Annotated in this window: 27 protein-coding genes, 2 tRNA genes and 1 rRNA gene; 29 read left to right on the top strand and 1 reads right to left on the bottom strand. The window is 60.3% G+C overall.

All coding sequences use genetic code 11. The features are described from left to right. Positions 1-19: 19 nt before the first annotated feature. The 26 genes from rrf to ndk all read left to right on the top strand — a co-directional run bounded on the left by rrf (position 20) and on the right by ndk (position 20,722). Positions 20-136 (top strand): 5S ribosomal RNA (gene rrf / locus AC27E8_RS07580). 11 nt (positions 137-147) lie between these two features. Continuing rightward, a tRNA-Leu gene (locus AC27E8_RS07575) sits at positions 148-227 on the top strand. A 248-nt stretch (positions 228-475) separates the two neighbouring features. Continuing rightward, positions 476-1,456, top strand: coding sequence for a substrate-binding domain-containing protein (locus tag AC27E8_RS07570; protein WP_487098657.1), 981 nt, complete (start codon positions 476-478; stop codon positions 1,454-1,456). 155 nt (positions 1,457-1,611) lie between these two features. Beyond that, positions 1,612-2,226 carry an adaptor protein MecA gene (locus AC27E8_RS07565; RefSeq protein ID WP_014464407.1) on the top strand — a complete coding sequence of 205 codons (615 nt, stop codon included), beginning with the start codon at positions 1,612-1,614 and terminating at the stop codon, positions 2,224-2,226. A 161-nt stretch (positions 2,227-2,387) separates the two neighbouring features. Continuing rightward, on the top strand, positions 2,388-3,662 hold the full coding sequence (locus AC27E8_RS07560) for a Glu/Leu/Phe/Val family dehydrogenase (protein ID WP_487098658.1): 1,275 nt from the start codon (positions 2,388-2,390) through the stop codon (positions 3,660-3,662). 28 nt (positions 3,663-3,690) lie between these two features. Further along, positions 3,691-3,888: a hypothetical protein gene (locus AC27E8_RS07555; RefSeq protein WP_008341062.1), complete on the top strand. Its 198-nt coding sequence runs from the start codon at positions 3,691-3,693 to the stop codon at positions 3,886-3,888. Positions 3,889-4,000: 112 nt separating this feature from the next. Further along, the gene (sleB, locus tag AC27E8_RS07550) at positions 4,001-4,801 is read left to right on the top strand and encodes a spore cortex-lytic enzyme (RefSeq protein WP_487098659.1); all 801 of its coding nucleotides are present in this window, start codon (positions 4,001-4,003) and stop codon (positions 4,799-4,801) included. A 16-nt stretch (positions 4,802-4,817) separates the two neighbouring features. Beyond that, a complete protein-coding gene (locus AC27E8_RS07545; protein WP_487098660.1) occupies positions 4,818-6,062 on the top strand; it encodes a PepSY1/2 domain-containing protein in 1,245 nt (414 codons plus the stop codon). 103 nt (positions 6,063-6,165) lie between these two features. Next, positions 6,166-6,810: a flagellar brake protein gene (locus AC27E8_RS07540; RefSeq protein WP_487098661.1), complete on the top strand. Its 645-nt coding sequence runs from the start codon at positions 6,166-6,168 to the stop codon at positions 6,808-6,810. 49 nt (positions 6,811-6,859) lie between these two features. Continuing rightward, entirely contained in the window at positions 6,860-7,333 is a 474-nt protein-coding gene (locus AC27E8_RS07535) for a hypothetical protein (protein ID WP_487098662.1), read from the top strand. A gap of 80 nt (positions 7,334-7,413) precedes the next feature. Further along, positions 7,414-8,091 carry a (d)CMP kinase gene (gene cmk, locus AC27E8_RS07530; protein ID WP_487098663.1) on the top strand — a complete coding sequence of 226 codons (678 nt, stop codon included), beginning with the start codon at positions 7,414-7,416 and terminating at the stop codon, positions 8,089-8,091. Continuing rightward, the gene (locus AC27E8_RS07525) at positions 8,075-8,686 is read left to right on the top strand and encodes a lysophospholipid acyltransferase family protein (protein ID WP_487111417.1); all 612 of its coding nucleotides are present in this window, start codon (positions 8,075-8,077) and stop codon (positions 8,684-8,686) included. Before cmk ends, AC27E8_RS07525 begins: the two co-directional genes overlap by 17 nt. Positions 8,687-8,924: 238 nt before the next feature. Then, positions 8,925-10,082 (top strand): 30S ribosomal protein S1, encoded by a 1,158-nt coding sequence (rpsA, locus tag AC27E8_RS07520; RefSeq protein ID WP_012811014.1) that lies wholly within the window; start codon positions 8,925-8,927, stop codon positions 10,080-10,082. Between the two features lie 100 nt (positions 10,083-10,182). After that, the gene (locus tag AC27E8_RS07515; RefSeq protein ID WP_014464397.1) at positions 10,183-10,713 is read left to right on the top strand and encodes a hypothetical protein; all 531 of its coding nucleotides are present in this window, start codon (positions 10,183-10,185) and stop codon (positions 10,711-10,713) included. Between the two features lie 77 nt (positions 10,714-10,790). Continuing rightward, a complete protein-coding gene (gene der, locus AC27E8_RS07510; RefSeq protein WP_487098665.1) occupies positions 10,791-12,125 on the top strand; it encodes a ribosome biogenesis GTPase Der in 1,335 nt (444 codons plus the stop codon). A gap of 23 nt (positions 12,126-12,148) precedes the next feature. After that, the gene (gene plsY, locus AC27E8_RS07505) at positions 12,149-12,763 is read left to right on the top strand and encodes a glycerol-3-phosphate 1-O-acyltransferase PlsY (protein ID WP_487098666.1); all 615 of its coding nucleotides are present in this window, start codon (positions 12,149-12,151) and stop codon (positions 12,761-12,763) included. Then, positions 12,760-13,797 carry an NAD(P)H-dependent glycerol-3-phosphate dehydrogenase gene (locus AC27E8_RS07500; protein WP_041695171.1) on the top strand — a complete coding sequence of 346 codons (1,038 nt, stop codon included), beginning with the start codon at positions 12,760-12,762 and terminating at the stop codon, positions 13,795-13,797. The genes plsY and AC27E8_RS07500 overlap by 4 nt, the downstream gene beginning before the upstream one ends. 67 nt (positions 13,798-13,864) lie before the next feature. Next, positions 13,865-14,245: a glycine cleavage system protein GcvH gene (gcvH, locus tag AC27E8_RS07495; protein ID WP_014464393.1), complete on the top strand. Its 381-nt coding sequence runs from the start codon at positions 13,865-13,867 to the stop codon at positions 14,243-14,245. 266 nt (positions 14,246-14,511) lie between these two features. Then, positions 14,512-15,990 (top strand): stage IV sporulation protein A, encoded by a 1,479-nt coding sequence (gene spoIVA / locus AC27E8_RS07490; RefSeq protein ID WP_008341042.1) that lies wholly within the window; start codon positions 14,512-14,514, stop codon positions 15,988-15,990. Between the two features lie 139 nt (positions 15,991-16,129). Beyond that, on the top strand, positions 16,130-17,179 hold the full coding sequence (locus tag AC27E8_RS07485; protein WP_041695170.1) for a zinc-dependent alcohol dehydrogenase family protein: 1,050 nt from the start codon (positions 16,130-16,132) through the stop codon (positions 17,177-17,179). A 173-nt stretch (positions 17,180-17,352) separates the two neighbouring features. Then, positions 17,353-17,429, top strand: a tRNA-Pro gene (locus tag AC27E8_RS07480). A 61-nt stretch (positions 17,430-17,490) separates the two neighbouring features. After that, complete coding sequence (gene mtrB, locus AC27E8_RS07475) at positions 17,491-17,724, top strand: trp RNA-binding attenuation protein MtrB (RefSeq protein WP_014464390.1); 234 nt, start codon at positions 17,491-17,493, stop codon at positions 17,722-17,724. Between the two features lie 70 nt (positions 17,725-17,794). Further along, on the top strand, positions 17,795-18,502 hold the full coding sequence (locus AC27E8_RS07470; protein ID WP_487111414.1) for a heptaprenyl diphosphate synthase component 1: 708 nt from the start codon (positions 17,795-17,797) through the stop codon (positions 18,500-18,502). Between the two features lies 1 nt (position 18,503). Further along, positions 18,504-19,208, top strand: coding sequence for a demethylmenaquinone methyltransferase (locus tag AC27E8_RS07465; RefSeq protein WP_014464388.1), 705 nt, complete (start codon positions 18,504-18,506; stop codon positions 19,206-19,208). A gap of 12 nt (positions 19,209-19,220) precedes the next feature. Continuing rightward, entirely contained in the window at positions 19,221-20,186 is a 966-nt protein-coding gene (locus tag AC27E8_RS07460; protein WP_487098668.1) for a polyprenyl synthetase family protein, read from the top strand. Between the two features lie 77 nt (positions 20,187-20,263). Continuing rightward, positions 20,264-20,722, top strand: coding sequence for a nucleoside-diphosphate kinase (gene ndk / locus AC27E8_RS07455; RefSeq protein WP_014464386.1), 459 nt, complete (start codon positions 20,264-20,266; stop codon positions 20,720-20,722). A 35-nt stretch (positions 20,723-20,757) separates the two neighbouring features. On the opposite strand, the gene AC27E8_RS07450 is transcribed toward ndk, so the two are convergent. Further along, on the bottom strand, positions 20,758-21,627 hold the full coding sequence (locus AC27E8_RS07450) for a patatin-like phospholipase family protein (protein ID WP_487098669.1): 870 nt from the start codon (positions 21,625-21,627) through the stop codon (positions 20,758-20,760). A 52-nt stretch (positions 21,628-21,679) separates the two neighbouring features. On the opposite strand from AC27E8_RS07450, the gene AC27E8_RS07445 reads away from it, so the two are divergent. The 3 genes from AC27E8_RS07445 to cbpB all read left to right on the top strand — a co-directional run bounded on the left by AC27E8_RS07445 (position 21,680) and on the right by cbpB (position 23,279). Beyond that, entirely contained in the window at positions 21,680-22,423 is a 744-nt protein-coding gene (locus AC27E8_RS07445; RefSeq protein WP_487098670.1) for a CheR family methyltransferase, read from the top strand. Positions 22,424-22,519: 96 nt separating this feature from the next. Beyond that, positions 22,520-22,723: a hypothetical protein gene (locus AC27E8_RS07440; RefSeq protein WP_008341032.1), complete on the top strand. Its 204-nt coding sequence runs from the start codon at positions 22,520-22,522 to the stop codon at positions 22,721-22,723. A gap of 100 nt (positions 22,724-22,823) precedes the next feature. Then, entirely contained in the window at positions 22,824-23,279 is a 456-nt protein-coding gene (gene cbpB, locus AC27E8_RS07435) for a cyclic-di-AMP-binding protein CbpB (RefSeq protein ID WP_487098671.1), read from the top strand. The last annotated feature ends 1 nt before the right edge of the window (position 23,280 follow it).

The following is a 23,280-nucleotide window of genomic DNA, read 5'->3' as shown; positions in this document are numbered from 1 at the left end:
GAGCATGGAGCGAAGCAGGTCTGGTGACCATAGCGGAGGGGCAACACCCGTACCCATCCCGAACACGGACGTGAAGACCTCCAGCGCCGAGAATACTGGGAGGGAAGCCTCCTGGGAAGGTAGGTCGTTGCCAGGCGAGAGATGTATGCGGGTGTGGCGGAATTGGCAGACGCACCAGATTTAGGTTCTGGCGGGCGACCGTGGGGGTTCGAGTCCCTCCACCCGCATTGAAGATATGTGTGGGTTCGGAGTGGTCCGAGCCCTTTGTTTATGTCCAGTTGCAGTGATTCTACGACAGACTGATGTCGAGTTGAGCATACGGAAGCCACTTGGTAGCTCCGCCTTCGGCGGGCTTTTTTCATATGTGGACTTGGTGAGCTAAGAACTGGACAGAGACCGGCCAAACTTGATTATAATAAGGACACGACTCCGAATACCATGGATTGCCGATGACGTACGAAAGGTGGGGTTGTCCATGCCTGTTACAATATACGACGTTGCAAGAGAAGCAAAAGTGTCCATGGCTACCGTGTCTCGCGTGATCAACGGGACGGCCGTGGTCAAAGAGGATACGAAAAAGCGGGTATTGGAGGCAATTGCAAAACTGGGCTACCGGCCGAACGCGGTGGCGCGGGGTCTTGCGAGCAAGCGGACGCGCACGATTGGCGTGATCGTGCCGGACGTTTCGGCGGCTTTTGTCGCAGAGATGGTTCGCGGGATCGAGGACATCGCGAACATGTATGATTACAACATTCTGTTGGTGAACTCGGACGCTCAGGTCGATCGCGAGGTTAGTTTGATTGGGACAATGTGGGAAAAACAGGTGGATGGAATCTTGTACATGACGAATGTTCTTACGTCACGTGAGATCGACGCGTTTGAGGAGGCGCAGATTCCTGTCGTGCTGTGCGCGACAGAGGATCCAGAGCGCCGGATTCCGTCGGTGAATATCGACAACTATCGTTCGGGGCGGGATGCGGTGAACTTCTTGCTCCAAAAGGGTTGTCGGCGAATCGGCTTTATCACCATGGACGAAGGATATTCGGTCGTGGCGGATCGGCGGTTGCAGGGTGCCCAGAATCGGATGCGCGGACAGGAGCTTCACGTCATTCGGACGGGGCGCGGCCGCTACGAGACGTCTCTTCCCGTGATCCGCGCGTACTTCGAGGAGCACGATTTGGATGGTGTCGTTGCGGCTTCGGACGAGTTGGGGCTGGCCGCGATTCATGCTGTGCAAGACATGGGGAAATCGGTGCCTGAGGACGTGAAGGTGATCGCGTTTGATAACACACGTCTCGCTGTGATGGTGCGCCCTGAGATGACCGTGATTGCGCAGCCGATGTATGATTTCGGCGCAGTCTCCATGCGATTGCTCACCAAGCTCTTACAGGATGAGCCGGTGGACAACTACACCGTGATTCTGCAGCACAACATCGTGGAGCGAGCGTCCACGTGATGGCTGTTTGAGTGGGAGACGTGGGGTGTTCCAGCAACTGCGCGGGGACACATTCGGAATGATGGCGCACGCCATGACATGGGGAACAAATGAGGTATAATATAATTTATCACACGCCCTTTCACTCGGCCTTTGGCGATAAGGAGGGAACGCCGATGCGAGTCGAGCGAATTGCCCGAGACAAGGTGCGGATTTTCATCAGCTATGACGATCTCGAGGAACGCGGGATCGATCGCGATGAAATTTGGCACAATGGGAAAAAGGTGCAGGATCTTTTTTGGGATATGATGGAGACCGCTTATATGGAAGTCGGATTTGATATCGCGGGTCCGATTTCCGTGGAGGCGTTCACGATGCCGACAGAGGGCGTGGTGGTCATTGTCACGCGTATCCCGTCCATGCCTGGGGCTGGCCATGACGACGGGGATTATGGAGACGAAGAGGAAACGTACTTCGAGCGAGATCACGGATTTTCGCCGCGGTCAACGCCGACCCACATGGTGATGGCGTTCCGCGATTTGGATAACCTCTTGGACGCGTGCAAGACGTTGCGCCAGTATCCCATCCATACATCGCTCTATCATCACGAAGGCGCTTATCAGTTGGTGATCCATGGCGACCTCAGACCTGATCAGTGGGAAGAAGTATTTTCCATTCTGGTGGAGTATGGTGAGATGAGTCGGGTGACGCCATGGGTGCTCGGAGAGTACGGCAAGGTGATTTTTGCGGATCACGCCGTGGAACAGCTCCTCCGGAACTTTCCGACGTGAGGGTTCCGCCTATCCGAGAGTAACTAGATCATTCTAGTTACTCTGTTTTTTGTGCCCAACTACGATCTCGGCTGCTTTTCGGAACGCGGGTGGGCGTGTATACTAGGGCTGTCTTCATTCGATTCCATGTTGTCGACAACCGGGAAAAGGTGGTACACACTGTGGCAGATTCTGTGGCGTCTGCGGACAAGCGTCACCAGGGTGCGTCCATGCTTCAGGATACGCAGGACATCGTCCGGCAGGCACTCGACGTCCTAGGATATGGGCCGGAGGCCTTTGATCTCCTGAAACTGCCCATGCGCGTGTTGACGGTGAGATTCCCTGTGCGCATGGACGACGGGACCGTACGGGTGTTTACCGGCTACCGCGTTCAGCACAATGACGCTATCGGGCCCACGAAGGGCGGCATACGGCTGCATCCAGACATTACACTTGAGGAGATGGAAGCGCTCGCCATCTGGATGTCGATTCGGTGTGGCATCGCAGAACTGCCCTTCGGGGGCGCAAAGGGCGGCATTGTGTGCGATCCGCGCGACATGTCCTTCTCGGAGATCGAACGCGTGAGCAGGAGTTATGTGCGCGCGGTGAGTCAGATTGTGGGGCCGGCGAAGGATGTCCCCACGCCTGATGCGTTCAGCAATTCGCAGAACATGGCGTGGATGTTGGACGAGTACTCCCACATTCGCGAGTCAGACAGTCCTGGCTTCATCACAGGGAAGCCCGTGATTTTGGGGGGGACGCGCGGCCGAGATGGCGCTGCGGCGCGCGGCGTCGCACTGACGCTGGAGGAAGCGGTGAGGCAGAGGCAACAGACCCTCGAAGGGCAGCGCGTCATCGTCCAGGGTTTTGGAGGTATCGGGAGCTACCTGGCGAAGTACTTGAGTGACCGGGGAGCTCGCATTGTCGGCGTGGGTGACGCGTATGGCGCCCTGTACCGCGAGGCGGGTCTGGACGTGGACGAGTTGCTGGAGCGAAGGGACTCGTTTGGAACGGTGACGCGGTTGTACCGCGATGTGCTGACCAACCGCGAGCTTCTAGAACATCCGTGCGACATCCTGGTGCTGGCCGCCTCAGGCGCTGTGATCACGGCGGAATTAGCTGCGAAAGTCAAGGCATCGCTGGTGGTTGAGGCGGCTAACGTGTCGACGCCGCAAGATGCCCTTGAGATCCTGACGGAGCGCGAGATTCTGGTGATTCCAGACGTGCTTTCGTTTGCCGGGGACGTGATCGTCTCGTACTTTGAATGGGTTCAGAACAACCAGGGATATTACTGGGGTGAGCCTGAAGTCCAAGCGAAGTTGGACGATCGCGTCCGGCAGTCGTTCGACCGCGTGTATCAAGTCGCAGTTCGGTATGGAGTGAATATGCGGCTGGCCGCCTATATCGTCGGCGTTCAGCGGTTGGCGGAGGCGAGCCGCTGGCGCGGATGGATATAAAGCGGGATGAAGTGGAGGAGGGATCGCTATGCGCGCAGAGTCGTCGTTGTCGGCTCAGGAATCGACACCTGCTGCCCATCGGATTAAGGTGATGATCCGCTGCAGGAAGTGTGGCGAGACGTTCATTCTGCGAGGCACGCGCGACTCAAAAGGCAATATTGAGACGGGATTCAAACGATGCCTGTGCGATAACGACAAAGACTTTGATATCGAGGTCATTGGCTGAGGACGTTGGACGGAATGCGATGTGCCCGGGGCGAACCCGGGCATATTTTTTTTGCGTGTCTACAGACTACGGGGTGTCGCCGGTGCGAGCTTCTGCGAAAGGAGGCTGACGAATGAGCAGGGCGAAACGCGCAATCTCGGCATGGGCACTCATCCTCTCCGCGTGGATGGCCGCCGAGCCGTTCCTTGCAACGCCCTCAATTCAAGCGTTCACGGCGCGCAATCTCATTTACGGCAGCACGGGATACGACGTCGACGAACTGCAAGGGCGTCTCCATCTGCTGGGCTACTACTGGGGGCGCATTGATGGCATCTTCGGTTGGAAGACCTATTGGGCTGTCCGTACCTTTCAGTACAATTTTGGACTTCCGGTGACCGGCGAGGTCGACATGCGAACCAAGATCATGCTGGTGAAGGCGACGCCCAATTGGAGCTACAAGATGGACTTTCCCAGTGCTTCTTCGGGTTCGACGTCCTCTGGCGCCGCACGGCCCGCGACCAGTTCCAGTGACGGCACGCTGATTTCTGGGGACGGTTTCACCCATGGGATGGACAACCTGAGTGCGAGCGACCTCAATCTCATGGCCCATGTGGTCTACGGCGAGGCTCGCGGGGAACCGTTTGAGGGCCAAGTGGCTGTTGCAGCGGTGATCTTGAACCGTTTACATGACCCGAAGTTTCCCAAGTCCATTCCGGCCATCGTGTATCAGCCAGGCGCATTTGACTGCGTGAATGATGGCCAGATCAACCTTCAGCCCAATCGAGAGGCGATGCAGGCGGTGATTGATGCGGTCAACGGATGGGATCCCACACATGGCGCTCTCTACTACTTCAATCCTGCCAAGACGTCGAACGCCTGGATGTGGGCGCAACCGGAGCTTGTCATGATAGGTCACCACATTTTCACAGCCTGATGAGGGGGTGAATCTCATGCGCAAATGGACGTGGTGGGCCGAGGCGGCGGCGGCCGTGATCGCGGTAGGCGGCGCGGCCTTTGCATGGGGCGATCACGAGCGAAGCCGGGCGCAGGCGATGTCAGCCGTGGTGGATGCTGGGTATTCGGGTGCTTTGCGAGCGGCGGTCGCAGACCTCGATGCGCTGCGCGCAGCGCTCGCCTCGGCTTCGATTGTGGCAGACCCTGAATCCTTCCGTCGTCATCTGGCAGACGTGGAGAAATACGCATACGGGGCGCAGTTGGACATGGCGCGAATTCCCGACGGCGGGCCCGATCACCGGGTGAATCAGGAGCTGCATCAGATCGACTACGACGCCGCACATTGGATGACAACAGATGCCGATCCGCACAACGTGTCCGTACAGAATGCTTTGCGGCATGCGTATCAAACGGTAGGGCGCTTGGAGACGCAGCTCGAGCCCATTGCGTGGCATGCAGGGCCTGTCCTTGACGGAAGAACAGGCACCGAACTTGCGCCTTCTGTGCGCAATGCGCTTGCCCGAGTCCAGGCGAGTGTCGTGCCACCGAGCGCTGCGCCGAAGCCCACCCCGGCCTCAGCGAGCAAGGATGCGGCGCCTTGGATTCGGAGGGCCGAGCAGGTGGCGGGCGGGCGCGTGGACCAGGCGAAGGTCAGTGATATTCGCGATCCGCGCAACGGTTCGTATATCCTGGTGACCGGCTCCGTCAAGGGACGGCCTGTGCGCATCGAGTTTGCAAAAACGGGAACGCTCGCCAGTTACCGCTTGACGCGCCCGATTGGTGAGCCTCGAGTGGATCTGGCAGATGCAGCTGGCGTCGCTTCTCGTTGGTTGAAGCGGGTTGGATTGTCGAACATGGTGCGGACTTACGCCAGTCAAGTGGACGGCATTGCCAGGTTTACCTATCAACCTGTCGTCCAAGGTGTCCCGGCACTGGATGCGAGTTGCAGGGTCGTTGTGGCGCTGGACGACGGCCAGGTGATTGGATTTTACGATCGCGGCAAGTGGCCTCCAAAGACTCTTCCGCCTGCTCCCCATCCGCTGTCTGAGAACGCTCTTCGCGCGCGCCTCGGTCCACAGTTTCACGTTCAGGACGAGCGCCGCGTTTTGGCAGAGGATCCGAACGGGCGATGGGTTCAAGCCGTCGCGTTTGACGGCACCCTCGGCGGCAGCGACGAGCCCTACCGCGTGGTTCTCGACGTCTCTACGGGGCACGAGTTGAGCATCGAACGCTTGACATAATTCGAGGCTTTTGGCGCAATCGAGCCTTTCTGCCGATGTTTCCCCGCAACCTCCCTTTCTGCGTGTATAATAAGGCAGGAGATTGGAAGGGATGGGGAACGGTATGCCGATAGTGCCACCGATAGGGGCCCCGTTGCGCGTCCGCGTCGTGGGAGACAGCTCTGAGAACAGTTATAAGTCGCGCGTTGCAGACCTCGATGACGAATTTCTGTATGCGGACGTTCCCGTCCACCAGGGAACTGGGCGAGAGATGGAGGTCCATGTCGATACGACGTGGATGATCGAATACGCCGCTTCGGAGAACGATGTCTACCAATATCGCTCTCGCGTCTTGGGGCTGTCGTACATTCCGACGCCGGCTGTACGCTTGGTCCACCCGCTCAGGGGCTCGGACTTAGTGCGCATTCAGCGCCGGGAATATTTTCGCGTTTCTTTGGACGCGCAGGTTAAACTCACCTGTTTGCGCACCGGAGAGAGTTATCTCGTTCAGGCTATTGACATTAGCGGCGGGGGACTGGCAGTTCGCGCGAAGGATGCCGTCGATATCGTCTACCGGGATCGGGTCCATGTCGATGTGACCCTGCCGTATACGGGATACCGGCTGCAGGCCCTTTGTCAGGTGGTGCGTATAGAAGCGGAAGGGACGGGCCGCACCCTATCGATGCAGTTCGTGGATATCCCAGAGCGCGTGCGCGATCAGGTGGTCCGCTACACCTTCATGCGACAGCGCGCGCTGAGGAGAAGATAGATTCATAGCGCGTCCCGCGGCGCATACGTTTAGCTGTGGAGGGATGTCCATGGCGATTCAACGGATGCGCCGCATGCTGGACGATATCTTGGTTCCTGTCGCGCTCGGGACCCTGACCACGCTCGTGCTGGCTCAGTTGGCCATGCAGATGCCGCGGGTGAGGGAGCGGGTAGAAGCCATGGCGCGATCTCGGCCGGTCATGGCCATGCAAACGGGGACACCGCCGGGGCTTCAGGGGGCGACCGGAAGCATCATCCTGACGGCGGACAGTGTGGAACGGGCGGCGAATGTGATTGTCTTCCGAAACGGCGTCTCGCTTGGGCCGTTTACGACGAACGAGATGCAGATTCTCGTTCACGCAGGTGATGTGATCTCGTTTCGCGACGCGACGCCCCAGGGCCCGCCGGTCACGCTGTATGTTCGAGACGGCTCGAATGACATGCTCTATCCGGTGACGGGAGAGACCATCACACTCGGCGGTGGCACGGCGACCGCTTCACTCGAGCCCGTGGCCTTTTTTTGAACGTTAACCGCATTGCCGAGCCTTTTCCGGTTGTGTTACCATCGAGAAAATGAGTGATCGAACCGGAAGGAGGTTTCGACGTGGCACCTGTGACCATCGCCATCGACGGACCTGCGGGCGCCGGGAAGAGCACGGTTGCGAAGCGGGTCGCGGAGCGGCTGAATCTGATGTATGTCGACACAGGCGCCATGTATCGTGCCGTCGCGTATCTCTGCGCACAAGAGGGGATTGATGTCCACTCTGAGCGCGCTGTCGAAGCCGTTCTCGACGCTCACCGCGTCTCGTTTGAAGAGGGGGAAGATCGCACGCTGCAGGTACTCATCGACGGGGTGAACGTCACGTCCAGACTCCGCGCCCCGGAGGTCAGTGCGTTGGTCTCCACGGTTGCCGCGCACCCTCGGGTGCGCCAATTGTTGACCGAATGGCAGCGCGCGTTCGCCGAGCGCCATTCCGTTGTGATGGACGGGCGAGACATCGGAACGGTGGTTCTGCCTCACGCCACGGTGAAGGTGTTTCTCACAGCCGCGCCGGAGGAACGAGCGCGCAGGCGCCAGGAAGAGTACCGGCGCATGGGCTATGAAGTGTCGCTTGACGAGATGGTCAAAAACGTAATCGAGCGGGATCGCAAGGATTCCGAACGGGCCGTCGCTCCGCTTCGCATGGCCGAGGACGCGGTGCGGATCGATTCCACGGACAAGAGCATTGAATCCGTAGTCGAGGAGATCGTGCAGTTGGTGGAGAATGCGCATGTCCGGTGAAGGCAGCGATTTGCCCCGTACGCCCTTTTACCGCTTCGCCCGGGCGGTCGTTACCGCGTTTTTTCGTACGTGCTTTCGCATTCGTGTGGAGGGTCTGGAGAGGCTCCCGCGTGAGGGAGGCGTCATCATTGCGTCGAATCATCTTTCGAATTTCGATCCTCCCCTTCTAGGGATTCTGGTCCCGCGATACATACGGTTCATGGGCAAGGCCGAACTGTTTCGCATCCCTGTGCTTCGGCGCATCTTCCTCTCGCTTGGAGGTTTTCCCATCGAGCGTGGCCGCGTGGATCGGCGCGCTATCCGCACGGCGATTGATGTACTGCAAAGCGGAACTTGCCTTGTGATGTTTCCTGAAGGGCACCGGTCGCGAACGGGCAAACTCGGACCGCTACAACCCGGAATCGCCTCTATCGCTAGAAAAGCGGGCGCGGTGATTCAGCCTGTGGGTATCCGAGGACGGTATCGCTTGTTCGGGCGCATCGAGGTGAAGTTTGGACATCCCATCGATGTGCGGGAAGAGCCGGACGAGCAGATCATGCGAAGTCTTCGAGACCAGTTGCTTTGGCTGACCGGCGGTCAGGAAGAATCGAGCTGAAGGGCGAGCGTTCTCCTCAGCGTTTTCCTTGTGGCGCAACTGTGTTACAGTAAGCGTATGAAAAGTTGGTGCCGCAATTCCAAAACAGCGTTTGCGGCTTGTCCAATTTGGTATGCTATAGGTACCCTTTGTGGAAGGTCAACGTGGGCTTGGCGTCGCGATGGCGCATGCGAAGAAACGCCGACTCCTGTCGCGCGTTGCCATCATAAAGTGACCAATGAAACGGGAGGCCATTGACATGTCAGAGGATTTGCGTGAAATGTTGACCGATGCGGCGGTTCGCGAGGGGGACGTGGTGACCGGCGAAGTGACGGCCGTGGATGATCACGGTGTGACCGTCGCGCTGCCTCACGGTTATGAGGGGCATATATCGCCGCAGGAGTTGTCGGCGGTGCCGGGAACGCATCCGAGTGATGTCGTGAGCGTGGGCAGCACGGTGACGGCGCAAGTGCTGAAGGTCGACATGGAATCCGGCCATGTGACGCTTTCAAAGCGGCGCGCTGAACAGGCGTCCGCGTGGGAGCGAATGCAGCAATTGCTGGAAAGTGGAGAGCCGATTGAGGTGGAGATTCGGGACGTCGTCAAGGGCGGCCTCGTGGCAGACGTCGGCGTCCGCGCGTTTATTCCGGCGTCGTTGGTGGATCGCCACTTCGTCGAAAACCTCGAGCAGTTTAAGGGGCAGAAGCTCCGCGCCAAAGTGATTGAGGTCGATCCGCAGAAGAACAAGCTGATCCTCTCGCGGCGCGCCGTGTTGGAGGAAGAAAGCGAGGCGCGGGCAAGGAAGCTGTTCGAAGAGTTGAAGCCGGGCGACGTCATTGAGGGAACGGTGCAGCGGTTGACCGACTTCGGCGCGTTTGTCGATGTGGGCGGCGCCGACGGGCTGGTCCACATCTCCGAACTGTCGTTTTCCCACGTCAACCATCCATCCGAAGTGGTGCGCGAGGGCGATCGCGTCAAGGTTCGCGTGCTGCGCGTAGATCCCGAGGCCGGTCGCATTTCGCTGTCCATTAAGGCGGCGCTGCCGGAGCCCTGGGAAACGTACGCTCACGAGTTTCAACCGGGAGACGTCGTCCAAGGCGTGGTGCGCCGAGTGGTGGATTTCGGTGCATTTGTCGAGCTCCGCCCCGGCTTGGAAGGGCTGGTTCACGTTTCTCAGATCTCGAACGAGCACGTCGATAAGCCCTCCGATGTCCTTCAGCCTGGCCAAGAGGTGACAGTCCGCGTGCTGAGCGTGGATCCGGAGCGCAAACGCATTTCGCTGTCCATGCGGGATTCGTCTCAGCCGCGAGGCGGCCAAGGGCGAGGGGGGCGGCGAGATCGCAGGCCGACTGAGCCTCGCAACGAAGGCGCCTCTGGCCCAACGCTCGGCGATCTGTTCGGCGATTTGTTTAAGTGACCATTGCTTCGTACAAGACCCCGCCTGGAAGGCGGGGTTTTCTCGCGCTGAGGCCTGTGGCCGCGTAGAATCTCCGTGTGAAGCGTAGGGGCGTTGTGGCGTGCAGGATGCGATGATGTGGCTGGTCCCGGCGGCGATTTGGCTCTCGCTTTGGCCGCCTTCTTCCATCGCGCCTCGCTGGGTGGTGAGGGCCGCCATCGCAGGATGTTTGGCGGCTTGGCTGTTGAGGTGGTTCATTCCAGAATGGGTGTCGCCGACCATCTGGCTGGCGGTGTCGATATATGAAATGGTGAGCCTATCCGGCATGAGATGGCGTCGCGCGACTGGCGCAGCGTTCGCCGCCATCGCTGCGATGGTGGCCTGGCCGAGGATGGCCCCGTTTGCAGATTGGGGCGGTATCCCGCCAGAGGTGTGGGCAGCGGCGATGGTGGGCGCTGCGGCTTCTATCGTCTCTCCGGCGCCGTCCACTCGGGCGCTGGCAAGCGTGGGACTCGTGTTAGCCGGATGGGTGCTTGGGCGAGACGCGTTGGAAATGGCCACCGTGTTTGTGTTTGCCGCGACGTTTGAGCTGTGTCGACTGCTGACATCCGCTCAGGCGTGGCGCGGATCGAGGGAAGAAGCGGGCCGTTGACGTTCGCCGCGAATTCCGGGATAATGGGCTGCTGACCTTGCGCGCATGGGATAGAGAGGATCGGAGGTGACGAGATCATGGCCTTGCCTGTAGTGGCCATTGTGGGGCGTGCGAATGTCGGGAAATCGACCCTGTTCAATCGGCTCGTCGGCCGGCGAGTTTCCATTGTCGAGGACACGCCCGGCGTGACAAGAGATCGGATCTATGGAAAAAGCGAGTGGAACGGCGTGCCGTTTCGCGTGATCGACACCGGCGGCATCGAGATGGATGAAGAAGACGAGATGGGAAACCTCATCCGCGTGCAGGCGCAGATCGCCATTGACGAAGCGGACGTCATCTTATTTGTCGTCGACGGGCGTCAGGGCGTCACACAGGCGGACGAACACGTAGCCCAGGTGTTGCGCCGAGCACGCAAACCTGTGGTGCTCGGCGTCAACAAGCTCGATCACGTCCAACAGCACGCGCTAAGCTACGAATTTTATCGGCTCGGCTTTGGAGAGCCGATTCCGTTTTCGGCCGAGCATGGCCGCGGCACAGGTGATTTGTTGGATGCCGTCGTCGCTGCGCTTCCGAAGGCGAGCGGCGAGGATGAGGACGAAGATGCCATTCGCATCGCGTTCATCGGGAGGCCCAACGTGGGCAAGTCGAGCTTGGTGAACCGGTTGCTGGGCGAGGAGCGCGTGATGGTCAGCCCGGTGGCGGGAACGACTCGCGACGCGGTGGACACGCCGCTCGAGCGCGATGGTCAGACGTATGTGCTGGTGGACACCGCGGGCATGCGGCGAAAAGGAAAAGTGTACGAGCGCATCGAAAAATACAGCGTGCTGAGGGCGCTTCGGGCTTTGGACAGGGCGGATGTCGCCTTCGTGGTGCTCGACGCAGAGACCGGGATTGTGGAGCAGGACAAGCGAGTCGCGGGCTACGCATTGGATGCCGGATGTGCCATCGCGTTTGTGGTGAACAAATGGGACGCCATTGAGAAGGACGACAAGACCGCGCATCGATTCGAGGAGAAGATTCGGGAGGAATTCCCGTTTCTTCGGTTTGCGCCTGTGATCTTTGTCTCCGCGCTGACGGGGCAGCGAGTGGGTAAACTGCTGGACGTGGCCAAGGAACTTGCCGAATATCACGCGATGCGCGTGCCAACCTCAACGTTGAACCGAGTGCTCGCGGACGCTCAGGTATCCGTTTCACCGCCTTCGAAGGGCGGGCGGAGGCTTCGGATCTATTACGGCACGCAGGTCAGCGTGAAGCCGCCCACGTTTGTGATTTTTGTCAATGACACGGAGTTGAGTCACTTCTCGTACGAGCGTTATCTCGAGAATCAACTTCGAGAAGCGTTCGGCTTTCGAGGCACGCCGATTCGCATTGTGTTGCGGGCGCGTGACGAAGCGCAGTCGGGCTCGTCTTGAGGCCTGCGAGGGAGCGTTGGTGAATGGCTTGGTCTGGGCTATTGTCGATGATCGTCGCGTATTTGATAGGCTCCATCTCGACGAGCACGCTGGTCGTCCGGTGGGTCAGCGGTCGCGACATCCGTTCTGAGGGAAGCGGAAACGCAGGCGCCACCAACACGATGCGCACCGTCGGGCTCAAATGGGGCGTTTTGGTGCTTCTGTTCGATGGGCTCAAAGGCGCCATCTCACTGTGGATCGCGAACGCGCTGGCGCCGCACGCCATGTGGGCGCTGGCTCTGTCTGCCGTGGCCGTCGTCGTGGGGCACAATTGGCCCGTGTTTTTTGGATTTCGCGGCGGGAAAGGCGTTGCCACGACCATCGGCGTGTTGTTGTGGCTCGCGCCGCTTCCCGCTGTGATCGCCGGGCTCGTCTGCCTCGCCGTGATCGCCCTCACGCGGTACGTATCGCTCGGCTCGCTCGTGTTCGTGTGCCTGGTTCCCATTCTGATTGCGGTGTTTCACTTCGAGGGATGGATCTTTGCGGCTAGCGTGGTGCTCGCTGCACTCGCTGTGTACCGCCATCGCTCGAATATCGATCGGTTGTTGCACGGCACGGAGCGGAGAATTTTTGAGCGGACGAGCGAGGGTGTGCGATGAAAGCGTGCATCTTGGGGGCGGGCAGTTGGGGGACTGCCCTGGGTTCGGTGTTGGCGTGGAATGGCTGGGACGTGTCGATCTGGGCGCGGCGATCGGAGGTCGTTGAAGACATCAACCTGCGCCGACGTAACGAGCGCTACCTTCCCGGCGCCGTCCTGCCTGAAGGCCTAAAGGCCGTTCTCGGCGCGAAAGAAGCGCTTTCAGGAGCCAGGCTCGTGGTGTTAGCCGTGCCATCTGCGTCCGTCGCGGAGGTTCTGCCGCTTCTTCGTGATCTGGACGATCACGCCCTTATTGTGCATGCGGTGAAGGGGTTTGTGCGCCCGGACAATCTGCGGGTGAGTGCCTGGCTCGAAAGAGAAATGCCGGGAATTGAACGCCGTCTCGCTGTGATTTCCGGCCCGTCCCACGCGGAAGAGGTGGTGCGGCAGATGCCGACGACGGTCGTCGTCGCGAGCGCAAGCAAGCGCGTAGCCGAATGCGCACAGGACGCGTTTATGACCGATCGATTTCGCGTGTACACGCAGGCGGATGTGATCGGCGTGGAGCTGGGTGGCGCCCTCAAAAATATCATTGCGCTCGGCGTGGGCATGGCCGAGGGCCTGGGGCTTGGAGATAACACGAGAGCGGCGCTGATGACGCGAGGACTCGCCGAGATCACGCGCTTGGGTGTCGCACTCGGCGCGTCTCCGCTGACGTTTTCGGGCCTCGCCGGGATCGGCGATCTCATTGTCACCTGCACGAGCGAGCACAGCCGCAACCATCGCGCAGGCCGCTTGTTGGCGAAGGGCCTTCCTCTGCCGGAGGTGCTTGACGCCATCGGCATGGCGGTGGAGGGTGTGAACGCGACGTTTGCCGCCAAGCAACTAGCGGAAACATACGGCGTGGAAATGCCCATCACTCACGCCATCGAGCGGGTGCTGATGGGTGACATTTCGCCGAGCGAGGGGATCGAGTTGCTCATGACGCGAGACAAAAATCACGAGATGGAAGTGGTCGGGGCTCAACCGCTGACGGCAGAGTTTCGACTGCCTTGACCGAGATGGCGGTGATGCAGGGGATCTGGTACACTACCTTCGGTGAACCGGGGAGGGAGGCCTGTTCGTGAACATTCCTGAGGGACTCAAGTATTCGCGCGAACACGAATGGGTGCGGGTCGACGGATCGCGCGCCTACATCGGGATCACGGATTATGCGCAGGACGAACTAGGCGACATTGTCTACGTCGAATTGCCGGAGAAGGGCGCCGAGCTCAAGGCCGGTGAGACCTTCGGCACGGTGGAGTCCGTGAAGACGGTCTCCGACTTATACGCGCCGGTCAGCGGGCGCGTCATCGAAGTCAATGAGGCACTCGCCAACGCGCCGGAGAAGGTCAACGAGTCGCCGTACGAGGAAGCTTGGATGATTGTCGTCGAAATGTCGGACCCCTCAGAACTCGAGGCGCTGTTGGACGCTGAAGCGTACCGTCAACACATTCAGCGCTGACGATGATGGGGATCCGCGCCTTCGAGTGCGTGGATCCCTTGTCTGCTCCGCTTCTCCTCTTGTCGTGGTTCTACCTCGATTCTCTCTCCCGTATACATAGTGGCGTCAGGGACGAGGCGCTCTGCTTCGCGAAGCATACCGGCCTTTGCGCCGCATATATTGGCTACTGTCCATCGATTGCGTGACGGTCTACGTGGATTGTCGGTGGGCCGGGGCGAGGCATGCGTTCATGCTGTCCACGCCGGTCATCTCGAGGAGGGAGAATCGTGGAAAAATTCGACGTCTTTCAAGACATTGCGGAGCGGACGGGGGGCGATATATACCTCGGCGTGGTCGGCCCCGTGCGCACTGGCAAATCGACGTTTATTAAAAAGTTTATGGAACTCATTGTCATCCCCAACATTCAGGACGAGGCCGACCGCGCCCGCGCCATCGACGAACTTCCCCAGAGCGCCGCGGGGCGCACCATCATGACGACAGAACCCAAATTCATCCCGAATCAAGCCGTCCAAGTGCACGTCGCGGAAGGGCTGGACGTCAACGTTCGCATCGTCGACTGCGTCGGCTATGCGGTCGAGGGCGCCCGCGGTTACGAGGACGAGAACGGGCCGCGGATGGTCACGACCCCGTGGTTTGACGATCCCGTTCCGTTTCAGGAAGCAGCTGAGATTGGCACGCGCAAGGTGATTGCAGACCATTCGACCATCGGCATCGTCGTCACAACGGACGGGTCCGTGGCCGAAATTCCGCGCGAAAACTACGTCGCGGCTGAGGAGCGCGTGGTCGCCGAACTGAAGGAACTGGGCAAGCCGTTTGTCATGATTGTCAATTCGGTCACGCCGGATCACCCGCGCGTGCTCCAGCTTCGGGAGGAGCTTGCTGCGAAGTACGACGTGCCGGTCCTGGCTCTCTCCTGTGCCACGTTGACGACGCACGAGATCTACTATGTGCTTCGCGAGGCGCTGTACGAGTTCCCGGTCAAAGAGGTCAACGTCAACCTGCCGAACTGGGTCATGGTGCTCGATCCCGATCACTGGCTGCGCCAGCAGTTTGAAGAGGCCGTCCGCGAGACCATCCGGGACATCCGCCGCGTGCGGGACATCGATCGCGTGGTTGCCCAGTTCGCGCAGTACTCGTTCGTCTCGTCCTGCGGTCTCGCCCACATGGACATGGGCCACGGGATTGCCGTCATTGAACTGGACGCGCCGGATGAACTGTACGACCAGGTGCTGACGGAGATCGTCGGCGTGCAAATCACCGGTCGCGACCAGCTGCTGAAGATGATGAAAGAGTTCACGTACGCGAAGCGCGAGTACGACAAGGTGGCGGACGCGCTGCGCATGGTGAAGCTCACAGGATACGGCATTGCGCCGCCTGCGCTCGAGGAGATGACGCTCGACGAACCGGAGCTTATCAAACAAGGATCTCGGTTCGGCGTCCGGCTCAAAGCGACAGCTCCTTCGATTCACATGATCCGGGTGGACGTGGAGAGCGAGTTCGCGCCGATTGTCGGTACGGAGAAGCAGTCGGAGGAGCTCGTGCGGTATCTGATGCAGGACTTCGAAAAGGACCCACTCAAGATCTGGGAGAGCGACATTTTCGGCAAGTCCCTTGCGGCCATCGTTCGAGAGGGCATCTCGGCAAAGCTGTCGCTCATGCCGGAAAGCGCGCAGTTCAAGCTAAAAGAGACCCTGCAGCGCATCATCAACGAGGGCAGCGGCGGTCTCATCGCTATCATCCTATGAACGCATTTCAAGTTCCCGCCCGTTCCGCGCGATCGGGCGGGCTTTGTCGCGTCTCCGGGCGCGCATGAAAGCGGACATGCGCTCATAGACATGGAGAGGACGCAGGTCCGACCAAACGAAAAGGGAGCGTGGACAAGCCGTGAAAGCAGCGAGAATGGTAGGCTTTCGCGAGCCACTCGTCATTGAACGCGTGCCGGATCCGACACCGGGGCCAGAGGACGCCGTCATCCGGGTGGAGGCGACCGGCATCTGTCGAAGCGACTGGCATGGATGGATGGGGGACTGGACGTGGCTCGGGCTGTCGCCGCAGTTGCCCATCACGCCCGGTCACGAGTTCGGCGGCGAGATCGTCGCGTTGGGGCGCGAGGTGCGCGATTTTCAAGTCGGCGACAAGGTGACGGTGCCGTTTCACTATGCGTGTGGGCACTGTGAATACTGTCACGCGGGCGTGCCAAACCGGTGCGATCACGTCGGTATCTACGGATTCAGTTGGGACGGCAGCTTCGCAGAGTATGTGGTCGTCCGAAACGCGAACTTGAATCTGATTCGCCTGCCGGAAGGCGTCGACGCCTTGACGGCGGCCGCGATCGGGTGTCGATTCATGACCGGATATCATGGCGTCATGCGGGGCGGTGTCAAGCCTGGACAGTGGGTGGCCGTGCACGGCGCAGGCGGCGTGGGCCTCTCGGCCATTCAGACGGCGTACGCGGTGGGCGCTCGTGTCATCGCGGTGGACGTGGACGACGAGAAGCTGGCTAAGGCGCGCGCGGAAGGCGCGTGTGAGGTCGTCAACGCCAAAACGCAGCCTGTAGTGGAGGCCATCCGGGAGATTACCAAGGGCGGGGCCCACGTGAGCATCGACGCGCTTGGGATCCGGGACACGGTCCTGAACTCCGTGTTGAGCCTTCGCAAAGGAGGAAGACACGTCCAAATCGGGCTCACCACGTCGCAAGAGGGCGGCTTTGTGCCCCTTCCCATGGATCTTATCACCAGTTGCGAGATTGAAGTGGTGGGGAGCCTCGGCATACCGCACCCGGACTACGCGGGGCTCCTCGCACTGGTGGCCGAAGGCCGCCTGAGGCCAAGAAACCTGGTGGAGCGAGAGGTCCGGCTCGAAGAGGTCAACGAAGTGTTTGACAAGATGACGAGATTTGAAACCAAAGGTTTCAACGTGATCACAACCTTCTGATTCGGCGCGGCGATGGCGTGGCTCAAGGACAGGCCGCGTCATCGCCGTGTGAATGACCGAGGCTTCGGGTCGACGCGCAAGCCAACTCCAACACACAGAGGCCTCATGCTCTTGCACAAACGGGAGGTGCGTGTTACAATCATCAACGGCTTCACGAAAAGAGCGAAGAACGTCGGGATGTGGCGCAGCCTGGTAGCGCGCTACCTTGGGGAGGTAGAGGTCACGGGTTCAAATCCCGTCATTCCGACCAGTGACCAGCGTGTTGAACGCTGGTCTTCGTATTTTAGGCGGATTCGAAGGAGGCTGCGGCCTTGGCTGACACGCCCTACAGCGGCGACTACGTGGTCATTCGGGCGCTCGAAAATGGAGTTCAAGTCAACGGCATGACGCGTGGCCCGCAGACGCGGTTTCACCACGCAGAGAAGTTGGACAAGAGTGAAGTCATGATCGCGCAGTTTACAGAGCACACCTCGGCCATCAAAGTCCGAGGAAAAGCGGTCATCTACACGAGGTACGGGATCGTGCGGACCGACGAGGACGCGTGAGCGTCCACCATTTATGATATACTATCCGCAGCATACGAGGGTCGGCCCGTTCGAAGGAGATGACACCGGCTTGACGGACGCTCGGGAGGCAATGTTTCAACGCGTCGCGCGTTGCGCCAAGGCGCATATGGATCACGACTACTTGGCCAAGCGGAAGGTCCGCCAGGCGGTGAGTCCATTTCATTTCCATCTCGGTTATGCCATCCTGCAGTCGGCTGCGGTGCCCGAGAGCGAGGCAGAACGGGTGCTCACCGCCGTGCTCCTGCTGGAGCAAGGGCTTTCCATTCACGACGAGATCGATGAGTGGGGCGCGGCGGAACAAGGACTCGTGGTGTTGGCCGGGGATTACGATAGCAGCAAATACTACTTGATCCTCGCTGAACTCGGAGATCGCCAGCTCATGCATGAGTTGTGCGAGGCGGTCGTGCGGATCAACGAAGCGAAGATGGATCTGCTGATGGCATCGCCGCTGTCGCTCGACGTGTATGTGGAACGCATGTCGACCATCGAGGCGGAGCTGTTGCGAGCCTTGGTACGCCATTATCACCCAGACCCGGGGCCGTGGATGGCGAAAGTGGAGGAGGCGGTGCGGCACCACGTCCTGGCCGGTGGGGCAAAGGTTCGCGTGTTTACGCGCGGCACCGTTTCCTCCCGGGCGCGCGAAGGTGTTGTGCTCTCGCCCAAAGACGCAGCACGGCTACGCGGGACATGGTCCGTACTGGACTACGCCCTTCCCGAAGAGCCACAAGGGCTTCAGGCCGCGGAAGGGAAGCGTTGAGATGCACGGAGACAAATCGGCTTACGTTCACGACGTCTTTTCGAAGATCGCGCGGCGCTACGACGCGATGAACTCGGTGTTGAGCTTCCAGCAGCATCGGCTGTGGCGCCACTATGCGATGCGCCAGTTGCCCCTGACGCCGAACTCTCAGGTGCTCGACGTAGCTGCAGGCACAGGCGCGTGGACGTTTGCCATCGCCAAGCGGCTTGGACCCGAGGGGCGGGTCATCGGGCTCGACTTCACGGAGGCCATGCTGGAGGTCGCGGAAGAGAGGCTGGAGCGGTTCGCGTTTCGCGATCGCGTCCAATTTGTACACGGCGACGCGATGAACCTCCCGTTCCCAGACAACACCTTTGACTTATGCACCATCGGCTTCGCCCTGCGCAACATGCCGAGTGCCGAAGGCTGTTTGCGCGAGATGGCCCGAGTGGTGAAGCCGGGCGGCGCGGTGGTCTCGCTCGAGCTGTCGAAGCCGGAGGCCGCGTGGTTTCGGCGGCTGTACTACTTTTATTTTTACCGCATTCTCCCCAAAATCGGGGAGCTTGTGGTGGGGGATCGAGCGCCGTACGCCTGGCTGCCGGAGTCGCTCATCGACTTTCCTGATCGGAAGGGACTCGAGGAGATGTTTCGACGCGTGGGCTTGCGCGACGTTTGGAGCCGCCCGCTGACGTTTGGCATCGCGGCCTTCCACATCGGATGGAAATGAGGAGCGGTCGGCGTGGAATTCCATGAAATCTATCTTCTGTACCGCCAAGAACTCGATCGCGTCGAACAGCTGTTGGACGAGCGTGCGCGCGCGGATCACGCGGATCTCGCAAAAGCGGGACGGACGCTGCTCGAGGCCGGAGGCAAGCGGATTCGTCCTCTGTTTGCGCTCATCTGCGGCCTCGGCGAGCGCGAATGGTCTGAAGATGTTGCCAAGGTCGCGGCGGCGCTTGAGATGATTCACATGGCGACGTTAGTGCATGACGACGTGATCGACCGTGCCGACCTCCGGCGAGGCAGGCCCACGGTCCGGAAGAGTTACGGCAATCTGGCTGCGATGTACACGGGCGACTACTTGTTCGCTCGCGCCATTCAGCTGCTCGCCGAAGTGGACAACCTGGAAGTTCACCGGCTGATGGCGAAGGGCATTGTGCTCTTGTGTGAGGGCGAGATCGAACAGATTGAGGACTTTTACAATTGGTCGCAAGGCGTGATGACGTATCTGCGCCGCATTCACCGCAAGACGGCGCTGCTCATCTCGCTGAGCTGTCAATTGGGTGCGATGGTGGGAGGCGTTCACCCGCGCGAGGTCGCGGCACTCGCGCGATTCGGACACGCGGTCGGGATGGCGTTTCAGATTGTGGACGACTTGCTCGACTTCACGGGAGCAGCGGAGATTGTGGGCAAACCTGTGGGCGGAGACCTGCGCCAGGGAAATTTGACGCTGCCGGCGTTGTTGGCGTCGTCTCGCCCGGGGATTGGTGAGCGCCTCAGGGCCTTGGTGCGCGAGGGGATGCGCGAGGAGGAGGCCGAGGAAGCCATTCAACTCGTTGTGGCGTCGGGAGCGCTTGCGGACGCGGAGCGCCTGGCAGAGCGATATCTCGAGAAATCGAGGGATCTGCTGCAAGGGGTAGGCCGTGAAACGGTCCGCGAGCAGTTGATGGGCCTCACCTCGTTCATCCTTCGCCGACAGTACTGACTTGCATTGAGCCTGGCGAATTTCTTACAATAGCGCCGTCTGTGGCCTGCCCGCGGACAACAAGCACAGAGCGAGGGATGGAAGACATGGCCCGTGAACAGACATTTGTCATGGTGAAGCCCGACGGCGTACAGCGTGGACTCGTCGGTGAAATTGTGGCGCGATTCGAGCGCAAGGGACTGAAGCTCGTCGCTGCCAAACTCGTACAGGTTTCGAAGGAGCTAGCGGAGTCGCATTATGCGGAGCACCGCGAGCGGCCCTTCTTTGGCGACTTGGTTCAGTTCATCACGTCGTCGCCTGTGTTCGCCATGATCTGGGAGGGCGAGAACGCCATCGCCGTGGTGCGTGCGATGATGGGCAAGACCAATCCGGCTGAGGCCGCTCCCGGCACGATTCGCGGCGATCTCGGCCTCACAATCGGCATGAACGTCGTGCACGGTTCCGATTCGCCCGAGAGCGCGAAGCGGGAGATCGAGCTATGGTTCCCGGAGGGTGCGCTGACGTACGAGCGAACCGTGGACGCCTGGTTGGCGTGAGATGTCCCGCGCTTATGCGCGGGTTTTTTCATGCGTCACGAATGCACAAAGTTGCGAATTGCCTCGGCTTGTTGTTCTACACACGCGCGCCCCGCGCGAATGTACCCCGGCAGGCGCTCAAACGGGTGTCCCTTGATTGCGCTCAGGTCGGGTTCCAGAAGGAGCACCGAAGGGGCGTCGAGATCGTTGTCAATCGATTCTCGCAGGAGAATGTCGAAGGCGCGGAGAAAGACGTCGATCATGGTTTTGGGGCGAAATTCGGCGGGGAGTCTGTACAGATTGACAGCGAGAATCCTGCGACACCCGAGTTGGCGCAGCACGGAGACCGGCACGTAGTGGCGCATGGCGCCGTCCACGAGCAGGTAGGGACCGTGCTGCACAGGAGGAAACACGCCAGGAAGCGCACAACTGCCAGCGACGGCGAGCGCTATGGCTTCGGTTCGTTCCACGGCATCCAGTCGGAGGTCATTCGGCGTGAAGACGATGGGGCGTCCAGAGACGAGGTCCGTCGCGAGCACAAACACCGGCATTTGAGGCCGGCGGTGTGCAAGGAGGCGCTCGACGTACTGGCGAAAACGCACGCCGCGTAACAGGGCCGGCGGAACAGGATCTCGAGTGGCACCCATGCCGAGGCGGCTGGCCGCGAGGGCCAAGGCGGACTGCACGGCGGGAAACCCATAGTCTACAAGGCGCCAACCGGGAAATGAGCGCGCCAGTCGCTCGAGATCTTCGGAGCGATAGCCGTATGCGTACAGGCATCCGACAAGTGATCCCGCGCTCGTGCCTGCGATGGCGTCCGGGCGGATGCCCAGCTGATCCAGTGCGGAAAGCACGCCCACGTGCGCCGCGGCTTTGAGCGTGCCTCCGGAGAGCGCGATGCCGAGATCCCACTTCGTGTCCCCCAAGGAAATCCCCGCCTTTATGGAGTGAGTCATCCTGGACCCGTATCTTGAGTTTGTGGAGCGCGTTCGACGATTGACCGGGATCGATCTGAGTCATTACAAGCGGCCCCAGATGGAGCGACGTCTAGCCCACCTTCGAGATAGGCGCGGTTTCTCGGACTTCGCGTCCTATGCGGCCGCGCTCTCGCGCGACGCCTCGCTTCTCCGGGAACTGGTGGATCGCATCACGATTCAAGTGTCAGAATTTTTTCGGAACCCCGAGCGATGGGCCGATCTCAAAGCGAAGCTTGAGGTTGTCGCGGCCTCGCCCTTTCTCGCATGGAGCGCGGGTTGCGCCCACGGTGAGGAGCCTTATAGCCTGGCCATGGTCTGTGCCGAACTTGGGCTTCACGCTGATATTTGGGCCACGGATGTGGACGAGCGGGCGCTCGAACAGGCTTTGCACGGCGTCTATTCGCCCCGCGCCTTGGCGAATGTATCTCCGGACCGCCTGCAACGCTTTTTTGAGCCAACGCCGGAAGGATGGCGTGTGTCGGTTGCGGTCCGGAAGTGCGTCCGCTTCGAGCGGCACAATCTTCTCGCCGATCCGTATCCTCGCGATCTCGATCTCATCGTATGCCGAAATCTCCTGATCTATTTGACCGATGCCTCCAAACAGCGGATCATCGCGGGGTTTTCTCAGGCGTTGAAGCCGGGAGGTCATCTGTTCGTGGGAAGCACCGAGCAGTTGGTCGGGATGGATGCGTGCGGGCTTCGCCTTGTCGCACCCTTCCTCTATCAAAAAGCCGACGGGCCTTGAACCCAAGGTGAGCGAGGCGCGTCCTTGGGGTCGAATAACGCCGTCCTTGCGTGGTCACGATAACAGATGGGAATCCATGCGAAGGAGGCGAGAGCCATGGCGGACGAACGCGGCCACACGCCTGTGTCGGATGGCAACCAGGCGCACGGGAGCGAGGTCTACCTGGATTCGGTGTACGACGGGATTGACCGGTTGCAGCAGGACGGAGGCGTCGCACCCGAGATCGCGCATGAACGGCTGGACCCGGCTGTCGTGCCGCCGCCCGACATGACGCACCGTCGCGTGGGACCCGTGTCGTGAGGGGAGGCGCGGCGTCGCCGTATCGGCGGCGACCGCGTTCTGGTAAAATACGAGGCGAACACCGACAGGCACAGTCTGTGCTTCAAGGAGACGTTCGTCTATGTCTATGGAGACTATGCAGTCTTTGACGTTGCAGGACGAGGACATTGCTCGCCTCATCATCGACGCGGACGATGTGGCTTGCGTACATCCGCAGCACAGCGCGGAGCATGCGCTGTTGGTTTTGATTAAATCCGGCTATTCGGCCATTCCTGTCGTGACGACGGACGGGCGGGTGGTGGGCATCATCAGCAAGACACTCATCCTGGACCGGATTCTGGGGCTCGAACGCATTGAGTTTGAGGCGCTTTCGACGTTCACCGTCCAGGATGTGATGCGCACGGACTTTCACCGCGTCGGGCGATGGGAGCCGTTTCTGCGCGCACTTCAACTCAGCATCGACGCGCCGTTTTTGTGCGTGGAAGACGAGAGCGGAAAGTTCGTCGGATTGCTCACGCGCCATGGCATTCTCGCTTATCTGAACGGGGTGATACGCAAGGGAATGAAACGGCCCTGAG

The sequence above is a fragment of the Alicyclobacillus sp. CIJ1 genome, assembly GCF_057538885.1.
Note: the sequence above shows the minus strand (reverse complement) of the source record. Positions and strands in the feature narration are given on the sequence as shown.

What these genes read in the sequence shown, in the direction of transcription:
- AC27E8_RS07525 (WP_487111417.1), top strand. Translation starts at nt 8,075, where the DNA reads ATGCGCATGTCCGGTGAAGGCAGCGATTTGCCCCGTACGCCCTTTTAC.
- AC27E8_RS07555 (WP_008341062.1), top strand. Translation starts at nt 3,691, where the DNA reads ATGCGCGCAGAGTCGTCGTTGTCGGCTCAGGAATCGACACCTGCTGCC.
- AC27E8_RS07570 (WP_487098657.1), top strand. Translation starts at nt 476, where the DNA reads ATGCCTGTTACAATATACGACGTTGCAAGAGAAGCAAAAGTGTCCATG.
- cbpB (WP_487098671.1), top strand. Translation starts at nt 22,824, where the DNA reads ATGTCTATGGAGACTATGCAGTCTTTGACGTTGCAGGACGAGGACATT.
- AC27E8_RS07500 (WP_041695171.1), top strand. Translation starts at nt 12,760, where the DNA reads ATGAAAGCGTGCATCTTGGGGGCGGGCAGTTGGGGGACTGCCCTGGGT.
- sleB (WP_487098659.1), top strand. Translation starts at nt 4,001, where the DNA reads ATGAGCAGGGCGAAACGCGCAATCTCGGCATGGGCACTCATCCTCTCC.
- AC27E8_RS07540 (WP_487098661.1), top strand. Translation starts at nt 6,166, where the DNA reads ATGCCGATAGTGCCACCGATAGGGGCCCCGTTGCGCGTCCGCGTCGTG.
- rpsA (WP_012811014.1), top strand. Translation starts at nt 8,925, where the DNA reads ATGTCAGAGGATTTGCGTGAAATGTTGACCGATGCGGCGGTTCGCGAG.
- AC27E8_RS07440 (WP_008341032.1), top strand. Translation starts at nt 22,520, where the DNA reads ATGGCGGACGAACGCGGCCACACGCCTGTGTCGGATGGCAACCAGGCG.
- der (WP_487098665.1), top strand. Translation starts at nt 10,791, where the DNA reads ATGGCCTTGCCTGTAGTGGCCATTGTGGGGCGTGCGAATGTCGGGAAA.
- ndk (WP_014464386.1), top strand. Translation starts at nt 20,264, where the DNA reads ATGGAAGACATGGCCCGTGAACAGACATTTGTCATGGTGAAGCCCGAC.
- AC27E8_RS07565 (WP_014464407.1), top strand. Translation starts at nt 1,612, where the DNA reads ATGCGAGTCGAGCGAATTGCCCGAGACAAGGTGCGGATTTTCATCAGC.
- AC27E8_RS07535 (WP_487098662.1), top strand. Translation starts at nt 6,860, where the DNA reads ATGGCGATTCAACGGATGCGCCGCATGCTGGACGATATCTTGGTTCCT.
- AC27E8_RS07465 (WP_014464388.1), top strand. Translation starts at nt 18,504, where the DNA reads ATGCACGGAGACAAATCGGCTTACGTTCACGACGTCTTTTCGAAGATC.
- AC27E8_RS07545 (WP_487098660.1), top strand. Translation starts at nt 4,818, where the DNA reads ATGCGCAAATGGACGTGGTGGGCCGAGGCGGCGGCGGCCGTGATCGCG.
- plsY (WP_487098666.1), top strand. Translation starts at nt 12,149, where the DNA reads ATGGCTTGGTCTGGGCTATTGTCGATGATCGTCGCGTATTTGATAGGC.